General features: G+C 44.9%; 18 protein-coding genes and 1 pseudogene. All 19 read left to right on the top strand.

The window, feature by feature from the left end:
• Positions 1 to 4 precede the first annotated feature (4 nt).
• The 19 genes and pseudogenes from IV40_RS09095 to IV40_RS09005 all read left to right on the top strand — a co-directional run bounded on the left by IV40_RS09095 (position 5) and on the right by IV40_RS09005 (position 18891).
• Positions 5 to 880, top strand: a complete 876-nt coding sequence (locus tag IV40_RS09095; RefSeq protein ID WP_057770837.1) for a hypothetical protein — start codon at positions 5 to 7, stop codon at positions 878 to 880.
• Positions 881 to 894: 14 nt separating this feature from the next.
• On the top strand, positions 895 to 1905 hold the full coding sequence (locus IV40_RS09090) for a glycosyltransferase (protein ID WP_057770835.1): 1011 nt from the start codon (positions 895 to 897) through the stop codon (positions 1903 to 1905).
• Between the two features lie 13 nt (positions 1906 to 1918).
• A complete protein-coding gene (locus IV40_RS09085) occupies positions 1919 to 3676 on the top strand; it encodes an SP_1767 family glycosyltransferase (protein ID WP_057770833.1) in 1758 nt (585 codons plus the stop codon).
• A gap of 17 nt (positions 3677 to 3693) precedes the next feature.
• Positions 3694 to 5499 (top strand): SP_1767 family glycosyltransferase, encoded by a 1806-nt coding sequence (locus IV40_RS09080; RefSeq protein ID WP_057770831.1) that lies wholly within the window; start codon positions 3694 to 3696, stop codon positions 5497 to 5499.
• Positions 5500 to 5512: 13 nt separating this feature from the next.
• Positions 5513 to 6235, top strand: a complete 723-nt coding sequence (locus IV40_RS09075; protein WP_057770830.1) for a hypothetical protein — start codon at positions 5513 to 5515, stop codon at positions 6233 to 6235.
• Between the two features lie 8 nt (positions 6236 to 6243).
• Entirely contained in the window at positions 6244 to 7047 is an 804-nt protein-coding gene (locus IV40_RS09070; protein WP_057770828.1) for a hypothetical protein, read from the top strand.
• A 15-nt stretch (positions 7048 to 7062) separates the two neighbouring features.
• Positions 7063 to 7494, top strand: a pseudogene (locus IV40_RS11045) (glycosyltransferase); the annotation flags it as partial.
• A 138-nt stretch (positions 7495 to 7632) separates the two neighbouring features.
• Positions 7633 to 8781, top strand: a complete 1149-nt coding sequence (locus tag IV40_RS09060; protein WP_476737439.1) for an SP_1767 family glycosyltransferase — start codon at positions 7633 to 7635, stop codon at positions 8779 to 8781.
• A gap of 15 nt (positions 8782 to 8796) precedes the next feature.
• Positions 8797 to 10608, top strand: coding sequence for an SP_1767 family glycosyltransferase (locus tag IV40_RS09055; protein WP_057770821.1), 1812 nt, complete (start codon positions 8797 to 8799; stop codon positions 10606 to 10608).
• 53 nt (positions 10609 to 10661) lie between these two features.
• The gene (locus tag IV40_RS09050) at positions 10662 to 12473 is read left to right on the top strand and encodes an SP_1767 family glycosyltransferase (RefSeq protein ID WP_057770819.1); all 1812 of its coding nucleotides are present in this window, start codon (positions 10662 to 10664) and stop codon (positions 12471 to 12473) included.
• Between the two features lie 183 nt (positions 12474 to 12656).
• Complete coding sequence (locus tag IV40_RS09045) at positions 12657 to 14234, top strand: DUF6056 family protein (RefSeq protein ID WP_057770818.1); 1578 nt, start codon at positions 12657 to 12659, stop codon at positions 14232 to 14234.
• Positions 14235 to 14363: 129 nt separating this feature from the next.
• Complete coding sequence (locus IV40_RS09040; RefSeq protein WP_057770816.1) at positions 14364 to 15107, top strand: YebC/PmpR family DNA-binding transcriptional regulator; 744 nt, start codon at positions 14364 to 14366, stop codon at positions 15105 to 15107.
• Between the two features lie 80 nt (positions 15108 to 15187).
• On the top strand, positions 15188 to 16150 hold the full coding sequence (gene comGA / locus IV40_RS09035; protein ID WP_082617970.1) for a competence type IV pilus ATPase ComGA: 963 nt from the start codon (positions 15188 to 15190) through the stop codon (positions 16148 to 16150).
• A complete protein-coding gene (locus IV40_RS09030; protein WP_057770813.1) occupies positions 16104 to 17150 on the top strand; it encodes a type II secretion system F family protein in 1047 nt (348 codons plus the stop codon). The genes comGA and IV40_RS09030 overlap by 47 nt, the downstream gene beginning before the upstream one ends.
• Positions 17150 to 17458 (top strand): competence type IV pilus major pilin ComGC, encoded by a 309-nt coding sequence (gene comGC, locus IV40_RS09025; RefSeq protein WP_057770811.1) that lies wholly within the window; start codon positions 17150 to 17152, stop codon positions 17456 to 17458. The genes IV40_RS09030 and comGC overlap by 1 nt, the downstream gene beginning before the upstream one ends.
• A gap of 8 nt (positions 17459 to 17466) precedes the next feature.
• Positions 17467 to 17904, top strand: coding sequence for a hypothetical protein (locus IV40_RS09020; protein ID WP_156404269.1), 438 nt, complete (start codon positions 17467 to 17469; stop codon positions 17902 to 17904).
• Positions 17885 to 18160: a hypothetical protein gene (locus IV40_RS09015; protein WP_057770807.1), complete on the top strand. Its 276-nt coding sequence runs from the start codon at positions 17885 to 17887 to the stop codon at positions 18158 to 18160. Before IV40_RS09020 ends, IV40_RS09015 begins: the two co-directional genes overlap by 20 nt.
• Positions 18132 to 18620 (top strand): ComGF family competence protein, encoded by a 489-nt coding sequence (locus tag IV40_RS09010; RefSeq protein ID WP_082617972.1) that lies wholly within the window; start codon positions 18132 to 18134, stop codon positions 18618 to 18620. Before IV40_RS09015 ends, IV40_RS09010 begins: the two co-directional genes overlap by 29 nt.
• Positions 18604 to 18891 carry a hypothetical protein gene (locus tag IV40_RS09005; RefSeq protein WP_057770804.1) on the top strand — a complete coding sequence of 96 codons (288 nt, stop codon included), beginning with the start codon at positions 18604 to 18606 and terminating at the stop codon, positions 18889 to 18891. The genes IV40_RS09010 and IV40_RS09005 overlap by 17 nt, the downstream gene beginning before the upstream one ends.
• Positions 18892 to 18904 lie beyond the last annotated feature (13 nt).

Genomic DNA, 18904 nt, shown 5'->3' with positions numbered 1-18904 from the left:
AAATATGGATCGGCAGGGCATTTATAATCAGTTAAAAGGACATCGGTGGATTCTGCGGCGCCAAGGCACACAAGTGATTAAAATGGGAGAAACAGGCGGCTTATTAAACTATTCGTTTTCAGAAACAGGCGAGCTGTTTTCGGAAGCACATTTTGACTTTGATCCAGGGCTGCATTATTGGACCTTTGATGAGGCCCAACAATTCGTTGAGCTGCGGGATGCAGACAAAAAAATCGTCCAACGGCTAACCGTTCCTGAACAAATAGCGGATCAGTTAGTGATGCGTGACCCGAATGGAACCGATGTCTTTTCTTGTTATGCGGCGATTGATGCAATTTTAAATCTGCAAATTGCGCCGCAGCCGTTATTTGTACGGGCCGCAGTTGTTACGCCGATTGTGCAATCAGGCCAAGTGATTATTCAAATTGGTATGGGAACAACGTCACCGCTGCAGCAGAGTGCGTCTGACTTAGGCATACACGTTGTGCCGGCTGTCCTTAGAAAACGTTCCGACTGGTCCCAATTAGTCCAATTGATTCTGGCACATCCGCAGTGGCAGCAAATTGCACTTTTGGGTGCCCATCATCGTGTGCTCAGAAATCCCTTTTTAGAAATGCAGGCTCATTTATTGTACGTGGGCGACACAACGGAATGGATTGCCTTAAATGAACAACGCAAAGTGCAGAAGTTAGACCCGACGGTTTTATTGGGCAGTCGTTCAATTGTACTAGAATTTCTAACCCTGCTTTTAATTAGAAAAACGATTTCTACGGAGGGCATCAATCGCGTTCTGTATGAAAACATGGGGGCACGGCTTGTTCATGGCCGTCAAGTAACGACATTAGGACAGTATCAAACGGCCAAAACCTGGATTAACTGAAAGAAGACAACAATATGACAAAGTGGATAACAAGAGTTCTGGAGCCGGAATCGAAAGATGCCGTTTCTAAATCGAAAGGTGATTTAGCATTGATTGCCCATCAAATGGGATATCGCTATTTGGATATTCAGCGCTACGACCGTAAAGGTGAAAGCATGGATGGTCTTTATGGCCGCATTGATGGCTTGACGGCTGCGGTGCGGCCGGGCGATTTGCTGGTGTATCAATATCCGGCTTATATTGGCAACCAATTTGAAGTCAGCTTTGGCGAGCACATGTATGTCCGTCATGTCAACTTTGTGCCGTTTGTGCATGATGCTGAAATGGTCCGCTTTGGTGTAGATCCTGGGTTTGATGAAATTTTGTATCTGAACTTGACGGCGGCGAATGTAGTGGCTAATTCGAGTTTGGAAAAAGTACTCCGTGATGCCGGGGCACATCAACCGATGATTTTGCAGCATGAATGGGATTATTTGACGACTCAGCCGCTGAATACGAAGCCATTGGAACGGAAAGTCGTTTTAGCAGGGACTTTTATTAAATCCGATTTATTGAGTACGTGGCAGCAGGAAACGCCGCTCATTGCATTTGGGCCCAACAATGATCAGATTCCGGCCCCGAACGTTGATTATCGCGGCCAATTCGACCAGACAACCTTATTCGACCAGTTGCCGAATGCCTTAGGACTGGCATGGGATACTGGCGATACTTATGGTAATTACACGAAATATAACAATCCTTATAAAATTTCACTATACTTAGCCAAGGGATTACCCGTGATTGTGTGGAAGGATGCTGGGATTGCGCCCTTCATTGCTGAAAATCATTTAGGTTATTTAATCAGTTCCTTGGATGACATCGATGTTTTGATGAGTTCGCTTTCGGACCAAGATTTAGCAGAACGCCAGCAGCATGTGCAAAAGTTTGCGCCATTGGTTCGCAATGGCTATTTTGCCCGGCATTTATTATTGAATGTCGAACAGCAAATTCTATATGGTGAAAAACTACATTTGCAAGCAGATTAGAGGTAATCAGACAATGAAAAAATGGGTCACACGAATCATTAGCGCTCAGCAGGACACACTTGCCGATAAAGAGGTCAATGATTTTGCGGCGTTTGCACATGAAATGGGCTATGAATATCTGGATATTAACAGCTATCAGCGTGGTGCGGAGTCGTATGAAGCTTTGACGGCGCACATTGATGGCTTTTTAGCGGGTGTTCAGCCAGGTGATCTGTTGATTTATCAATATCCGTCACATATTGATGCCCAGTTTGAAGTTACCTTTATTGAACGGACGGCCTATCAAGGAATTCAGATTATGCCGGTACTGCACGATTACCATCACTTCCATCAACTGGCAGATGATGGTTTTCATGAAGCACGGTTGATGACGATGGCTAATGCGGCGATTATTCCAACTGCAGCGGCTGGCCAGTTATTACGGCAGCAAGGGGTAGGGGCTCCCTATATTCTTCAAGAATGCTGGGATTTTAAAACAGACACGCCTTTTCATGCAGCTTTGCCAGAAAAAAAAGTTGTTGTTGCTGCTGATCAGGACGCAGCAGGCACCTCCTTGCCGGATTCGATTCGGGTCGTTCATGCCCAAACGGTCGACAAGCTGATTGCTGGGCTGCCGAATGGTTTCGGTTTGGCACGTCAAACGGATGATTCATATCGGATTCCGCCAGAAGTCATGTTGTATCTTGCTTTAGGGATGCCGGTTTTTGTTTGGCAAGGAACGCCAATTGCACAGCTGGTTGCCGACAATCATCTTGGCTATGTGATTCAGTCTGCGGATGAGATTCAAACAATTTTTGCCCAAATCGGCGCCAAGGAATTGTGGGAGCTGCAAACACGTGCGCAGGCTTTTGGGCAACTGCTGCGCACCGGTTATTTTACACGCCAGACCCTTTTGAAGGCGGAACATTTCTTTTTAAACCGTGATTGGCATTTGAAAAGTCAAACAAAGCCACAGCCGATTGACGGCATTCATGTCATGGATATCAGTGATACGATTACCTATATTCTCGACAATCATCCTTCAGTAGCTCGGTTTGGGGATGGTGAATTTGATGTTATCCGTGGCGGCAGCATCCCGTATCAAACGGCAGATGCGTCGCTGGCTAAACGGCTGAAGCAAGTTTTGGCGTATCAATCGAACCAGGATTTGTTAATCTGTTTGCCCGATATTTTTGGTAATTTAGACAAATTTAAGCCGTTTATGCAGCCGTTTTGGCGGCGCCGGCGTGGGAATGTGCTGACGATGTTTAAGGATATCGATACATCGGGATTTTATGGGACAACGGATATGTCGCGTCCGTATTTTAGCTATGAAGATCGTGCGCAAGCCGGTCCTCGTTTTACAGCCCTGAAAAAGATTTGGCAGGACCAAGACTTACTGATTGTTGAGGGAAAACTTTCTCGTTCAGGGGAAGATAATGATTTATTTGCCAATGCGCACTCGATTGAAAGAATTCTGTGTCCCGCCCAAAATGCGTATGCCAAAATCGATGCAATCGAGGCTGCAATCGAACAGTATGGCGAAAATAAATTGATATTGCTCATGCTGGGCCCAACCGCAAAGGTAATCGTCTATGATTTATTTCAGAAAGGCTTTTGGCTGATTGATAGTGGCCATATGGATTCCGAATATGAATGGTATCGCAGGGGCGCCCGCTTAGAGAAGATTAAAATTCCGCACAAGCATACAGCTGAATTTAATTATGATGCGGAAGACCTTGAACAAGATTCTAAGTTTGATGCGCAGGTGGTTGCAGATTTATCAGACTAGAGAGGATGAATGAAGTTATGAAAAAGTGGGTCACACGAATTATTACGAATCAACACGATGATCTGCTTCTTAAAGAGGCACAAGACTACACCGAATTTGTTCATGAATTAGGCTATGATTATGTCAATATTGAGACCTACCAGCGCAACGATGAATCCTATGAAGCGTTGACAGCAAGAATTGATGGCATTCTGGCCGGTGTAAAACCAGGTGATTTATTGATTTATCAATATCCGTCTCACATTGACGAGCAATTTGAAATGACATTTATCGAACGTGCCTCTTTTCGAGGAATATATATTGTTCCGGTTGTGCATGATTATAAACGGCTTCATTTTTATAATCCGGGTTTTGATGAGGCTAGATTGCTGCGAATTTCACGAGCAAACATTATTCCAACGCAGGCGATGGAAGCAGAATTACGCCAAGAGGCTGTTGGGACGCCGTTTCTCTTACAAAATTGTTGGGATTTTAAAACGGACAAATCATTTTCAGAAGCTTTGCCGGATAAAAAAGTCATTTTAGCCGGTCATGATCAAGACAGCGATGTCATAACGAACTGGTCCGTTAATGCCCCGATTATCGCAATTGGAAACTACAATCATCCTGATTCTAATGTGATCCGCACGACCTCGACGCATGAAATGATTGACAAGATGCCGAATGGGTTTGGACTTGCCCGGCACGGTGACAATTATTCAAAATATAATCTGCCCTGTGAAGTTGTGATGTATTTAGCATTGGGGATGCCCGTTTTTGTCTGGCAAGGGCCCCCCGCCGCACAGCTAGTGACTGAGAATCACTTGGGGTATGCAATTCAATCTGTTGATGAAATTGATTCAATTTTCGCAGCGCTGCATGATTCTGACTTATGGAATTTACAACGACGGGTACAGGCATTCGGAACAATGTTAAGAAATGGCTATTTCACACGCCAGGCAGTGCTTAAAACGGAACAATTGTACTTAGATCGTGATTGGAAGTTACAAATCCATGATAAACCGGCTTTAATTAATAATATTCATGTGATGGGCATCATGGCGACGATTGATTATATTTTGGACCATCATGCGTCTGTTGCCCGTTTGGGCGATGGTGAATTTGATATCATTCGTGGTACTGCAATTGCTTATCAGTCCGCTAATCAAGCACTTGCCCAGCGTTTAAAAGAGGTGCTGGCGTATCAATCCGACCAGCATTTGTTGATTTGTTTACCGGATGTTTTTGGACGGTTAACCCAATATACAGCAGATGCACAGACTTTTTGGCATCAGCTGCGTAGCAAAGCAATTAAGATGTTTAAGGATATCGATACATCAGGCATTTATGGAAATGCGAATCTTTCGCGACCTTATTTTATTTATGAAGATCGTGCGGAAGTCGGCGCCCGTTTTCGTAAATTAAAGGAAATCTGGGCCAACCAAGATATTCTGATTGTCGAAGGAAAGAATACACGTTCCGGCGAGGGCAATGATCTTTTCAAAAATGCACATTCGCTTCAGCGGATATTGTGTCCCTCTCAAAATGCTTATGACAAAATCGACGAAATTGAAGCCGCCATTGAAACCTTTGGTAAAGGAAAGTTGGTTTTACTGATGCTAGGCCCGACGGCGAAAATAATTACGTACGATTTATTTTCCAAAGGCTACTGGCTGATTGATACTGGGCATATTGATACAGAATATGAATGGTATCAAATGGGCGTGCGTTTAACAAAAGTGAAAATTCCGCACAAGCATACGGCAGAATTTGATCAGGATGTTGAAGACCTTGAATCAGATCCGGCATTTGATAAACAGGTGGTCGTGGATCTCTCAGAGTGAAGGAGCACATGAAATGATCAAAGATAAAAATATTATTTTAAGTGAATTTATTGGCGGCAAGGGCGACCCACAGCGGCTCAATGTCGAGCCACCTCAATTAAATGAATATGCACAGGCGCTAGTCAAGTCAACGATGCGCTTTACGACACCTGTTTATGTGGTGACTGATCTAGAAGAAAAATCCAATCAGGCGGGGCTGCACATTGTGACAATGCCTTTGCCGGAGGATTTTGATGAATTAAGTATGTATTACCAGCGCTGGATTTTAGCGTTTCATTTTATTCAAGCCCATCCAGAAATCGAGCACGTTGTTTTAGTTGATTTAAACGATGTTGAAATGCTGCATGATCCGTTTGACGATCTGGATCCTGACAAATTGTATATTGGCGATGAAGTAAATGATTTGACAATGTCCTATATTGTCGACGATGACCAGCAGCCCTTAGAGATGCGCAACTTTTTCTCGGAACATTTTAATTTTCAACTGCTTAATCCTGGTGTCATCCTTGGGTCACGCAAGATCATCCTTGAATTTTTAGGCATTATGGCCAATCTTTTTTTACAGGATTTTCGGGACCATGTTTATAAAGGCCGCTATTTATTTCCGTTTGATATGGGGCTTGTAAACTATGTGGCTTATCGTTATTTCTATAATCGGTTGGTTCATGGCCGCCAAGTCAGCACAGTCTTTAAATTTTTGGAAACGCAGAGCGGCGCTTGGTTTAAACATAAGTGAGGATTGTTATGACAAAAGAAGAATTAACAACGTTTATTTGTTCTACTTATTGGCAAGTCTTTTTTCTGTGGGATGGCAGCGATAAAATCGGCGACCTTGAAATTGGGCATGCTAAATTATGGATTAAATTTGAAAAAGACGGCCGCTTTACATTTCCGACACCAATTGACTTTATTCCTGGTGAATTCGGGAGCTGGGCGTTTACGCCAGCCATGGATGGGATCGCGGTCACCGGAAACGATGGTCAGGTCGATATGATTCTAAATTTACCTGAACGGCGCAATGGCGGTCAATTTGAAATGAAATATCGCGGTGTGAAACGATTTCTTTTGGGAATGCCGGAAATCTCGCCCAATATTCAGGCGTACAATGTGCCGATGCCGCCATTGGATGCAATTGACTTGCAGTTTATCTTACGGCATGAAGATGATCAAGCCATTCGCAAGCAAGCTTGGAAGCAAGGAAGCGCAGTGCGGTTAGTGGACGATAGCGATTCATTGTATGCACAATTGCAAGCTTGCTTTGATTATCTAATTAATCATGCGCACTTAAAGAAAATAGCGCTCACAATGCAACTGCTGCCCGCAAACTGGGGCGATTCTATTCGAGAGAAAAAAATGACGACTGCGGTCACAAATGATTTCTTCTGGATTGCCGGTGATCGGGGCACAATGATTGAATTTTTAAGTGCGGCGTTTATCGAACTGAATAAAGAACAGGTTGCACAAGAAAAGGTCACGGTCACTGTGGCGGATCTGCAGCATCTTTTAGCAGTTACTTTTGGTGAGAAGCAGCGTCTTGTAAAAAGATAGCGGGAAGGAAAAAGTATGACAAAATGGGTGACACGTCTTTTTTCAAGTGATAGCAATTTGTCATTAAAATTAAAAACAGACTTTGCGAAGATTGCTCATAAGATGGGCTATCAGTATGTGAATATTCGTGCTTATGATCGGACCGGCGAGTCCTATGATGACCTCAGCAAGCGTATCGATGGCTACTTAGCGGCCGTATAACCTGGTGATTTGCTGGTCTATCAGTATCCATCCGCAATTGATGAACAATTTGAAGTTTCTTTTGCAGAACACGTTGTTTTCAGTCAAATTAAATTTGTGCCGGTTGTTTATGATTATCAACATCTGCATTATGGAGAAAATCCTGGTTTTGATGAAATTAGGATTCTAAACATGGCAAGCTGTGTTGTGGTTCAAACAGAACAGATGGCGCAACAGATGCGGACGGATGGCGTCACCGCACCGCTTGTCCTGCAGAATGGCTGGGATTTTTTGACCACGAAGCCTTTTTCAAAAGAGCAGCTGCAGAAAAAGATTCATCCGGCTAGCCAAGCGGATTCTAGCTGCGCCGTTTGGAAAACTAAAAATGCTACAAGTGATTTTGGGGTGGCCCAGCCAGCGGATTCATATTCGCGCTATTCCTTAGCGCCCGAAGTCTTTATGTATCTTGCGATGGGAATGCCGGGGATTGCGTGGCAGAATTCGGCCGTTGCCAAATTAATTAGTCATAATCATTTAGGTTATGTGATTCAGTCTTTAAACGAAAGCGAAGCACTTTTTTCGTCTCTAAACGAACAAACGCTCAAGGAACTGCAACAACGGGTTCAAGGGTTCGGACGCTTGCTGCGGAATGGTTTCTTTACACGTTTGCTGCTTGCAGCAGTTGAAAAAAGTGTTTTTAAAGATACATGGCATTTTGAACAGAAATTAACGGAACAACCCGTTGGCAATATTCATGTGTTGAGCATTCCTGAAACCCTGACATATATCAAAGAACATCATGCGTCGGTCGCACGCTTCGGCGATGGCGAATTTGAAATTATGAAAGGCAACGACATTGCGCTGCAGCGGGATAATCCTGTGTTAGCAGAAAAACTAAAAGAAGTTGTTTCCTATCAGTCTGATGAAAAGCTTTTGATTTGTTTGCCGGATGTTTTTGCCGATTTAAGCAAGTATAAAGACTCAACGCAATATTTTTGGCAGCGCAGACGACGCAACACAGCTGAATTATTTAAGGGCATCGACACAAGTGGTGTTTATGGAAGTGCCTTTATTTCACGTCCGTATTTGGATTTAAAAGATCATTATCCATCTCAGTCTTATTTTGAACAATTGAAAGACTTATGGTATCAACGTGATATTTTAATTGTTGAAGGCAAAAATACGCGTTCGGGCGAAGGAAATGATTTATTTGCCGACGCACGTTCAATCGAACGGATTTTGTGTCCATCGACGAATGCTTTTTCAAAATTGGCCGCCATTGAAACAGCCATTAAAAAATTTGGGCAGCACCGGCTCGTTTTAGTCATGTTAGGGCCGACTGCAAAAATTATTGTGTATGATTTATTAGCAACGAATGACTGGCTGATTGATATTGGCCATATTGATTCTGAATATGAATGGTTCAAATTAGGCGTTTCGGAGCGGGTTAAAATTCCGCATAAACATACTGCTGAAATCGATTTGGATTCGGAAGAATTAATGGATAATCCCGACTTTAATAAACAAGTTGTGCTGGATTTATCAAGCAAGTAAGAGGGGATAGAAGTAATGACAAAATGGGTGACAAAAATTATCCCGGCTAAAAATGAACCAGCTTCCTTAAAGAAGGAAACCGATTTTGCCACAATCGCACACACAATGGGTTATCAATATGTCAATATTGAACGGTATGACCGTCAGAATGAATCTTATCAGGCTTTAGGCGCCCATATCGAAGGGATGACGGCGGCCGTTGAAAAAGGAGACCTTTTGATATACCAATATCCATCCGGAATTGATGACCAGTTCGAGGTTTCCTTTACGGAACATGTCGTTTACCGTGGCGTCCACTTTGTGCCGGTCGTGCAGGATTACCGCCGGCTTCATTTTGGCTACAATCCGGGTTTTGATGAGGTGCGCCTGTTTAATATGGCGTGTGCTGTGGTTGTTCCAACAGCGGCGATGCGGGACCAAATGCGAAATGACGGTGTTAAAACGCCGATTATTTTGCAAACAGGCTGGGATTTTTTAACCAAACGAGATTTTGACGATACATTGCCAGAACGAGCAGTCACCCTGCTTGGCAACTTTGAGCATCAGACGCTTTTACAGGATTGGACGCAGCATACCGATTTGATTGCAGTGGGGAAAATCAATCCGGAACAGACGGCTGAAAAAGTTAGCGCTGAACCAGCCGCTAATTTGGCGCAGGCGGTTCAGAAATTAACGAACACATTCGGCATTGCCTGGCAGGGCTCAGATTATACGTCCTATAATCTGCCGTATGAGGTTTTTGCTTATTTAGGGATGGGCATGCCGGTTTTTGTGTGGTCTGATTCAGCAATTGCTGCTCTTGTCAGTGCTTATCAGGTAGGCTATGTCATTCAGACCCGTCAAGAGATTGACCAGATTTTGGATACATTATCGGATGAGGACTTGCAACAGTTGCAAAAAAGAGTGCAGCATTTTGCCATTTTATTACGAAATGGTTTTTTTACCCGGAAACTGTTGATTGAAGTTGAAGAGACTGTGGCAGCAAATGTTTTGAATGTTTCCACAAATGTTTTACCGCCGGTCCAGGTGATGGGAATTCATGCGACATTGACCTTCATTAAAGAAAATCATGCTTCAGTGGTGCGGTTTGGGGATGGCGAGTTTGACCTTATTAGAGGAAAAAGTATTCCCTATCAAGACTATGATCCTGAGTTAGCCCAGCAATTAGCCAATCTTTTAGCGTCTCCGTCCAGTGACCAATTGTTGATTTGCATTCCGGATGTTTTTCAAAATTTGAATCGTTATCAAAAATCCGTCCAGCGTTTTTATAAGAATCGGTTTTCAAATCAAAAGTTTGTAAAAAGCAGAATCGCTACCGACAGTATTCATGGCAGTACGTTTATTTCACGTCCTTATATGGATTTAGCGGATAAAACACCTGCTAAGAATTACTTTGCCGATTTAAAGGATCGCTGGTATGGACGCGATATTTTGATTGTCGAAGGAAAATACACTCGTTCAGGAATCGGCAACGATTTATTTGCAGATGCGCACACGATTGAACGTATTTTATGTCCGGCTCGAAATGCCTATCAAAAAAAAGCAGCGATTGAAGCTGCTATTAAAAAATATGGGCAGCATAAATTGGTTTTATTAATGCTGGGGCCGACTGCGAAGGTAATTGTTGGCGATTTGTATCGTCAGGAAAACTGGCTGATTGATATCGGACATATTGATTCGGAATATGAATGGTTTAAAATGGGCGCGACTACGAAAGTGGTGCTGCCCAATAAACACACTGCAGAACATAATTTTGATGAGAATGTGACCGACCACATTGATGATCCAATCTTTAAGCAGCAAGTGTTGGTGGATCTAAGCGATTAAAATGTGTGAATTTTGCTTAAGTGAATCTCTTTTTGAGTGCGGGAGGAACTAGAATGACAAAATGGGTGTCAAGATTGTTACAGGATGAAGACAGCGGATTGTCGAAGTCGCGAGATGACTTTGCTGAAATCGCTCATGAGACGGGGTATCAATATGTTGATATTCGCAGATATGAACGTGGTCAGGAAAGCTATGCCGCATTGGGCGCACGCATTGATGGACTGACAGCGAGTGTGATGCCGAATGATTTGTTTGTTTATCAATACCCTTCAGAAATCGATGCACAATTTGAAGTTTCCTTTATCGAGCATGTGGCCTATCGACAAACTAAACTGGTCATTTTAGTTCGTGATTATCACAGTTTACATTATGGCTATAATCCTGGTTTTGATGAAGTGCGCCTTTTCAATTTGGCCAAAGCTTTAATTGTTCCGTCCGAAAGAATGCGCACCAAACTGCGTGCTGATGGGGTGAACACGCCAATTGTTCTGCAGTATGTAGGAGATTTTCGGACAGCTCGGAACATGAATCAGAAACTGTCGGAACGCAGTGTGGTCGTTCTAGATGCTGCTGCGCAAACGAATATTTTAACAGCGTGGCAGCAAAAAACGCCGCTGATTGGTGTTGGCAGGCACGAAAAAAAGTTAAATCTGCCGGCGAATGTGAACAATATTCAAACACAGTCGGTGCGGGAAAGTATTCAAAAAATGCCGTTGTTTATTGGGCTGGTTTTGGAGAAAAACGAGTATGCAAAATATCGTAGTTCTTATGCTGCCGCAGCATTTTTGGCGTTAGGCATGCCGATTATTGTTTGGGAGCAGTCCGCCCTTGCGGGTTTTATCAAAATCAATCATTTGGGCTGGACGCTTAAATCAGTGAAGGACGTGGATGGGCTGCTGAAGTCCTTAAGCGATACAACCATCCATGAGTATCAAGAACGGGTACAATCCTTTGCACAGCTTTTGCGGAATGGCTATTTTACACGTCAGGCACTGGTCGCTATTGAAAAGATGGTGACCGATATCGGAGTAAAAAAACCCGTCGAGAGAGCGGATACCATCGGCAATATGCATGTGCTGAGTATCCCCGATACATGTGATTATTTACGGAAGCATCATGCGTCCATTGCTCGTTTTGGCGACGGAGAAGTCGATATCATGCATGGGAAAAGCATTCCCATGCAAGTTTATGATGAAAATTTAGCGCAAAAATTAAAAAAACTGCTGGCGTATCAATCCGATGACAAATTGGTAATCGGACTGCCGGATGTCTTTGGAGATATCAGCAAATACCGCAAACCGGCTCACGACTTTTGGCTGCGGCGGCGCAACGACCACCAGCAATTATTTGCCGGCATTGATACATCTGGGTTTTATGGGAATGCCTTTATTTCACGGCCTTATTTTGATTTGATCGACCATAACCAAGCCGTTCATAATTTTGACCAGCTTAAAAAGATTTGGGCGGGGCGGGACATTTTAATTGTAGAAGGCAGCAATACTCGTTCCGGCGAAGGCAACGACCTGTTTAAAGGAGCCAAATCGATTCAGCGGATTATCGGGCCGCAACGCGATGCATATGGCAAGATTGCTCAGATTGAAGCAGCAATTGAAAAGTACGGCCAGCATAAATTGATTTTATTGATGTTAGGACCGACTGCTAAGGCGATTGTGGGCGACCTTGCATTAAAAGGATACTGGCTGGTGGATATTGGGCACATTGATCCCGAATATGAATTGTTCAAAGCTGGTGCGACTACAAAAATCAAGGCGCCACACAAACACACGGCTGAGTTCAATTATGATGTTGAGGATTTGCTGGACGACCCAGCTTTTAATGCCCAAGTCATTGCTGACTTTTCCTGAGATAAATGTTTTAAACAACGGTGGGGTCTTGCACTTTTCTGAAAATAAATAGCGTTAAAATAGTCAGGTCGTCTTTTTTTTGGTATGCTTGAAGTGAATTTGAGCATTATTAGTTGAAAAAACGGCTTTTTTGCTGTTCTGATGACGGATAATGCGGATGGAACCGTATAGGAGGAGACCTTTTTGACAACACGTAGTCGTTCGGCCCAGCAGGGTGGTAAAGGCAGCCTTAAGTGGTTGGTCTGGCTTTTTCTAGCCCTGAGTTTTGCTTTTTTTGCGTATTTATCGGCAACGTTGCCCATTACGGGCGATGATTTTGGCTGGGCCAGCGGATTCGGAGCAAATTATTTTAAGAGCGGCCGCTGGCTGACTTACGATGGTCGTTATTTAGGGGACTGGCTGATTATTACGATGATGCGGGTCCGGTGGTTTAAAATTGTTGTTTATGCGGCCGGGTTTACGGGAATCCTTTATTTGATTAGCCTGTTTTTTCCGAAACGGCGTTTGTTCTATACGGTCGGCAGTTTTGTCCTGCTGATGGGAATGCCGGTCACGTTATTTGCCCAAACGTTCGGCTGGAATGCCGGATTTGTCAATTACGTGCCTTCTGTCCTAGTGCCGTTGGGAATGCTGTATCTGTTCCGTAAGTATCTTTATTATCAAAGTGTGCCGTTGCGCAAAAGAACTGATTACTGGCTAACGGCGTTCATTTTGCCGCTGGCGATTCTAGGGCAGTTCTTTGCCGAACATATTACGCTTTTCAATGTGGTGCTGAGTATTGCCGCACTCGGTTATTTTTGGTATTTTCAAAAACAAAAGGCCCGTTTCTTATGGGGGTATGCGGCCGGCAGCGTGATTGGTGCGCTGCTGATGTTCAGTGATGGGGCGTATCATTCGGTCGCTAAAAATGCCGACCAATACCGGCATGTGAAGCTGTCGCTGGACACCGTTTTGGCGACGATTCGCAATACACTGTTTACCAATCTGGCCAGTAAGAATCTGCTGATTCTGCTGGTCGTCAGTGTTGTGGCGCTGTTTCTGATTGTGCGTGCGGATTGGAAACTAAGCCATAAGGTGCTGCTGGGCGTTTCTTTGTGGCTGGAACCCCTTTATCAGATTTTTCTGCGGACAACCGGCATTTCCCACACCCATTTGATTTTGAATGTGAATATGGGGCTGACGCTGCTCTATTTCGTGGCCCTGCTTGTTTTTTTGTGGCGCTGCTTGCCGCACAAGCAGGCGGCCGAACTGACGAGTTATTTGGTGATGGCTATTTTGCTGGTGGCACCGTTCGCAGTTGCTTCGCCAGTCGGGCCTCGCTGCTTTTTTGCCTCTTACATTCTGCTGATTTTATTTACATTGCTGCTGATTAGCGAGACGGTTGGCGAGCAGCTTAGCTCGCAGGGGACACTGTGGCTGACAGTGCTGCTCATGGCAGCAGCACTTGGACAGGCAGTGCCGTTAATGCGGGATGCGCACGATATGCAGCAGGCTCGCCAGCTTCAAGTGGCGTACTTGTACTTTCAGACGCAAGACAAGCAAAAGAGCTATGCCAAGGTAACATTGCAGTATCTTGAGGTTCCCCACCGGCATTTGATTTGGCAGGTGGCGTCGCAGTCGAATGACTGGGAATATAATGAGTATTACCTGATTCCTGGACATGCCGGCGGAACGGTCATTCCATATTCGCAGTGGCACAAAATCTATCTGAAAGAACCGAATACGGAACAATTTTTCCAGCGGATGTACTGGGGACAATAGAAAAGAAATCGTTTTAATAAAAGCCGGAGGGGTTATTGTCACCATTCGGTTTTTTTGCTATACTATTAACGGTTCTTGACCAAATTTTTCAGACAGAAAAAATAGAAATTGGTGGAAAGAGGGAGAAATATGTCAGGACATTCAAAATGGCATAACATCCAAGGGCGCAAAAATGCGCAGGATGCTAAGCGTGGAAAAATTTTCCAAAAATTATCTCGTGAGTTATTCATGGCTGCAAAAAGTGGTGGTCCTGACCCCGCCGATAACCCATCCTTGCGGCTGGTCATGGATAAGGCACGTGCTGCCAATATGCCGAAAGTCAACATCAAACGTGCTTTGGATAAAGCTGAAGGCGGAGACGACACACATTACGACGAGATCACATACGAAGCTTATGGCCCAGGTGCCATTCCAGTTTTGATTCATACATTAACGGATAATAAAAACCGGACGAACTCGGCTGTCCGTGTTGCGGTCACTCGTAGCGGCGGTAACATGGGTGCAGCTGGTTCGGTCAGCTACATGTTCGATCGCAAGGGCTACATCGTCATTTCCCGTGAAGGTTTAGATGTCGATGAAGACCAAATGCTCGAAGATGTTCTTGAAGCCGGTGCCGAAGATTTGCAAACATCTGATGATGCTTTTGAAATCTACACTGATCAAAAAGACTTGGCCGCCGTTCGGGATGCTTTGGAAAAGAAGGGTTACAAGTTGGAAACAGCTGAATTGACCATGATTCCAAAGACGAAGACGGAAATTCCAGCCGATAAGGTTGAACAATTTGATAATATGATCGATAAGCTTGAAGACGATGATGATGTGCAGGATGTTTACTATGCTGGCACATTCCCAGAAGATTCTGAAGCTAAATAAATTTATGAATGGAAAAGACACAAACCAAAAACGGTTTGTGTCTTTTTTTGCGTAATTATGAATGAGAAGGAGGGATGGCGATGATCGAATTTGAAAAATTAGCGAAGTCCATCTTAATCGAATGCTGTCGAAAGGGCGTGCAGGATCTGCACTTTTTGCCGCAGCGTTCGGGATATTTATTGAAACGACGCACACAGGAGGGGTATCTGCCGCCAGAGGAAATTTCCGATGACTGGGCGGAACGCATTCTGAACCATCTTAAGTTTAATGCCGAAATGGATTTAACCGAACACCGGCGGCCGCAATTAGGTGCTTGGCAGATCAAGGATTCTGGCCAGACGATTTACTTGCGGATGGCGAGTGTCGGTAACTTTTTAAATCGCGAGAGTTTGGTAATCCGTTTCATTTATCCATTGCGGGAACAGCTGAATTGTCTGTTGCCAGCTCAAATGATGCAATTGCAGGAACAATGTCAGCAGCGTGGCTTGATTGTTTTTGCCGGGCCGACGGGAGCAGGAAAAACGTCGACGATGTATTACTTAGCACGACAACTGCAACAGGACAAACTGGTCATGGCCATCGAAGATCCAATTGAAATCTACATGCCTGATTTTCTGCAGGTCCAAGTAAATCTGGATGCCAAAATGAGTTATCCCAAGTTGTTAAAGGCAAGCTTGCGGCACCGGCCCGAAATTCTGATTATCGGTGAGATCCGTGACCATAAGACAGCAATCGCAGCCGTCAGAGCCGCTTTGAGCGGCCATTTGGTTTTCAGTACCGTCCATGCGCGCAGTGCCCAAGGAATCTGGGCCCGGCTGACCGATTTTGGGGTACGGCCGGAAGAACTGCGGATGGCGCTGAATGCGGCGTGTTACCAACGACTCATGCCCCGTACGAATGGCGAAACAGCCGTTTTATATGATCTGCAAACGCAATTTGAAACTGACGAAAATCCGTTACAGCAGTGGCAGCAGAACTTGCAGGAGGCACAACGGCATGGCAGTATCGATGCACAAACCCGGCAGCAATTTTGGTACGGTTAGGACGCAAGCACGTTTTACGACCCATTTTACGGCGCTTTTTCTGTCCCAGCTGGGGGTCTTTTTGACAAATGGTTTTTCGCTGCGGCAAAGTGTTCACTTTTTTCAGGCGCTCTTTCCCAAACAACGGCCGTTATTAGCGGCCTTAGAGAACCAATTAGCAGCTGGGGAAGAATTGGCGGCGGCTTTAGCAGCATTAGGCATGCAGACCGATTTGACCCAGCAGATTCAACTAGCTCAGCAGCATGGACAACTGGCACAGTGTTTAAAACAATTAGGTCGTTTGCAGCAGGCCAAACAGCAGCAATTGCGCAAACTGCAGCAGCTGCTGGCTTATCCATGTGTCATTCTCATTTTTTTAGGCATTCTAATGATTCTCGTCAAGGTGATTGTTCTGCCGGAAATCACTGGTATGTCGACGACGGCTAACAAACGTTCGCTGGCTGATTGGGTCTGGCTGGGGTTAGGAATGCTATTTCTGAGCGGTTTGCTTTGGATGGGACTGCAGTGGTTTTTGTTAAGACAATTACCATTAGAACAGCGGCTGAAAAAACAGCTGCACTGGCCGATCGTCGGACCGCTGCTGAAGCTGTACCACCAGTATTGTTTAACGTTTGATCTGGCACTGCTGATTGGCAACGGCCTGCATTTGGAGCAAATGTTGCAATTAACGACGGGATTGCAGGAAGCGTCGCTGTTGTCGGTGGTGGGGACTACGACAACAACCCGGTTGAAACAAGGAGCTTCTTTGAATGAAATCATTCGGGAGTCGCCCTTTATCCCATCTGAACTCGACTATCTGATTGTCAACGGCGGTCAGCGGCAGCAAATGGCCCGAGAGGTGGGAATGCTGGCGCAATTACGGTATGAACAATTGCTAGCAGCACTGGAACGGGCGCTAATCCATGTGCAGCCGCTGATTTTCGTCGTGATTGCCGTGATGATCGTCTGTGTTTATCTCAGTATTTTATTACCGCTTTATCAAATGATGGAGGGATTATGATGTTTTTCAAAAAACACAAAGCTTTTACATTGATTGAAATGGTGATCGTGTTGTTCATCATTTCATTATTGATGCTGCTGGTCCTGCCGAATGTGTCGAAACAACGACGCAATGCAGAAGTTAAAACGAATGACGCCTTGGTCACAACCGTCGAAACACAAGCCACTTTGTATGAGGAAGATACAGGGCATCCACCGGCAACCTTGGCCGATTTGAATGATGAATATTTAAGTGATCGGCAGTTAAAACAAGCGAATGAAGCACAGATCACGATTAAAGATGGGGTGGTGTCACGTTCCGGCAAATGAGAACGGCCGTGACCCTGCTGGAAACGACAATTGTCTTATTGATCGTCTGCCTGATGATTGGGATTCCGACAATCCAATGGCAGCATTTTACGCAGGTTCAGGCCGAAAAACAATTTTATCAGCAGTTTCGCCATCAATGGGCGGCAATCCGTGAAGAAGCATTTATGCGGAATGCAATCATCAATTTGTATTATGTTCCGAGCAAGCATGCCTTTGTATACCGGCAGCGTCAGATGGATGGGACAGCCAAACCAATCGCAACTTTGTCGTTGCCGAAAACGCTGACGTATGTGGGCGGTGAAAAAGGCAAGAAAAAGATCAGTTTGAAACGGAATATGCAGCCGCTAACGCTGCAGTTTAATTCGTCGCTCACACCAAAACCGCCGACGCATGAATTTGCGGTGCAGATGAAATGGGGGCTGCTTAGTGAACGGGATGCGCCATAAGGCATTTATTTTAATGGAAAGTATCGTCGGCCTGCTGCTAGTCCTGCTGGGATTACTCACATTTAGCACGATATTGCAGCAAAGCAGCCAGCAGCTGCAAAAGCGCCAGCGTGAAGTGCAGATTCTGCGGACGGCCGCCCGTGACAGTCGTTGGAAAACGGCGCCGCAGACGGGACCGTATCGTTTGAAACGGGCTAAAGGCGAATGGCAGGTGGTGGATCAGAATAATGAAATCCAATTCAAAGTGGTTTGGTAGACGGCCAGCGTTTACAATGCTGGAAGTTGTATGTGCTTTATTCGTGCTGCTGTTATCGGTCCGGACGATTGCTTGGGAGGTCGATTTATTCCAGCGGTTTCAGCAGAAAACAGCGGCTCAGGAAACAGCCAATTGGGAAGTTGCTGTGCTGCAGCTTGATGAATGGCTGGAAACGGAGAACGTCCGTTTCAAAGAAATCAAGGCAAATGATCATGACCAGTCCGTGGTCAGCTTTCTGGTCCCCGTTAAAGATAAGAAGGGCAAAGTGCAGCAAGCCACGTATCGTTTGGAGCCGTACGAAGACCTTTTACGCCTGACCAGTCATCAGGGCGGGCACATGCCATTGCTGGATTCAGTCAGCAGTTTTAAGGCCACGTATCAAGAACCTTGGCTGGACCTGAAAATTCGTTCTTCGCATCATCAAACTTATCACGAGGTGTGGTATGTTGAAACAAAATAAAGCTAGTGTGCTGCTGACGAGCGTTTTATTATTAAGCACGTCGCTGCTGCTAATCGGTGCGATTCAAATCATTTATCAGCAGCGGCTGCATACGTATCAATTATTGAAGGACCATTATCAAGCCGAAGTGCTGTATCACATCGGACGGACTGAAAAGAAAACACGCTTAACAACGTCATTGGGGACGGTGGTCGCTGCACCGGCTGATCAGTATGAAATTACTTTAAAAAATGGGTATCAAATAACGCTTCCAAACACTTCTGCGGAGTGATGCTTCTTGCCTA

This window comes from Lactobacillus selangorensis (assembly GCF_001437205.1).
Taxonomy (GTDB): domain Bacteria; phylum Bacillota; class Bacilli; order Lactobacillales; family Lactobacillaceae; genus Paralactobacillus; species Paralactobacillus selangorensis.
Note: the sequence above shows the minus strand (reverse complement) of the source record. Positions and strands in the feature narration are given on the sequence as shown.

Coding starts and splice junctions, on each gene's coding strand:
- IV40_RS09095 (WP_057770837.1), top strand. CDS start 5: ATGGATCGGCAGGGCATTTATAATCAGTTAAAAGGACATCGGTGGATT.
- IV40_RS09090 (WP_057770835.1), top strand. CDS start 895: ATGACAAAGTGGATAACAAGAGTTCTGGAGCCGGAATCGAAAGATGCC.
- IV40_RS09085 (WP_057770833.1), top strand. CDS start 1,919: ATGAAAAAATGGGTCACACGAATCATTAGCGCTCAGCAGGACACACTT.
- IV40_RS09080 (WP_057770831.1), top strand. CDS start 3,694: ATGAAAAAGTGGGTCACACGAATTATTACGAATCAACACGATGATCTG.
- IV40_RS09075 (WP_057770830.1), top strand. CDS start 5,513: ATGATCAAAGATAAAAATATTATTTTAAGTGAATTTATTGGCGGCAAG.
- IV40_RS09070 (WP_057770828.1), top strand. CDS start 6,244: ATGACAAAAGAAGAATTAACAACGTTTATTTGTTCTACTTATTGGCAA.
- IV40_RS09055 (WP_057770821.1), top strand. CDS start 8,797: ATGACAAAATGGGTGACAAAAATTATCCCGGCTAAAAATGAACCAGCT.
- IV40_RS09050 (WP_057770819.1), top strand. CDS start 10,662: ATGACAAAATGGGTGTCAAGATTGTTACAGGATGAAGACAGCGGATTG.
- IV40_RS09040 (WP_057770816.1), top strand. CDS start 14,364: ATGTCAGGACATTCAAAATGGCATAACATCCAAGGGCGCAAAAATGCG.
- comGA (WP_082617970.1), top strand. CDS start 15,188: ATGATCGAATTTGAAAAATTAGCGAAGTCCATCTTAATCGAATGCTGT.
- IV40_RS09030 (WP_057770813.1), top strand. CDS start 16,104: ATGGCAGTATCGATGCACAAACCCGGCAGCAATTTTGGTACGGTTAGG.
- comGC (WP_057770811.1), top strand. CDS start 17,150: ATGTTTTTCAAAAAACACAAAGCTTTTACATTGATTGAAATGGTGATC.
- IV40_RS09010 (WP_082617972.1), top strand. CDS start 18,132: ATGAAATCCAATTCAAAGTGGTTTGGTAGACGGCCAGCGTTTACAATG.
- IV40_RS09005 (WP_057770804.1), top strand. CDS start 18,604: ATGTTGAAACAAAATAAAGCTAGTGTGCTGCTGACGAGCGTTTTATTA.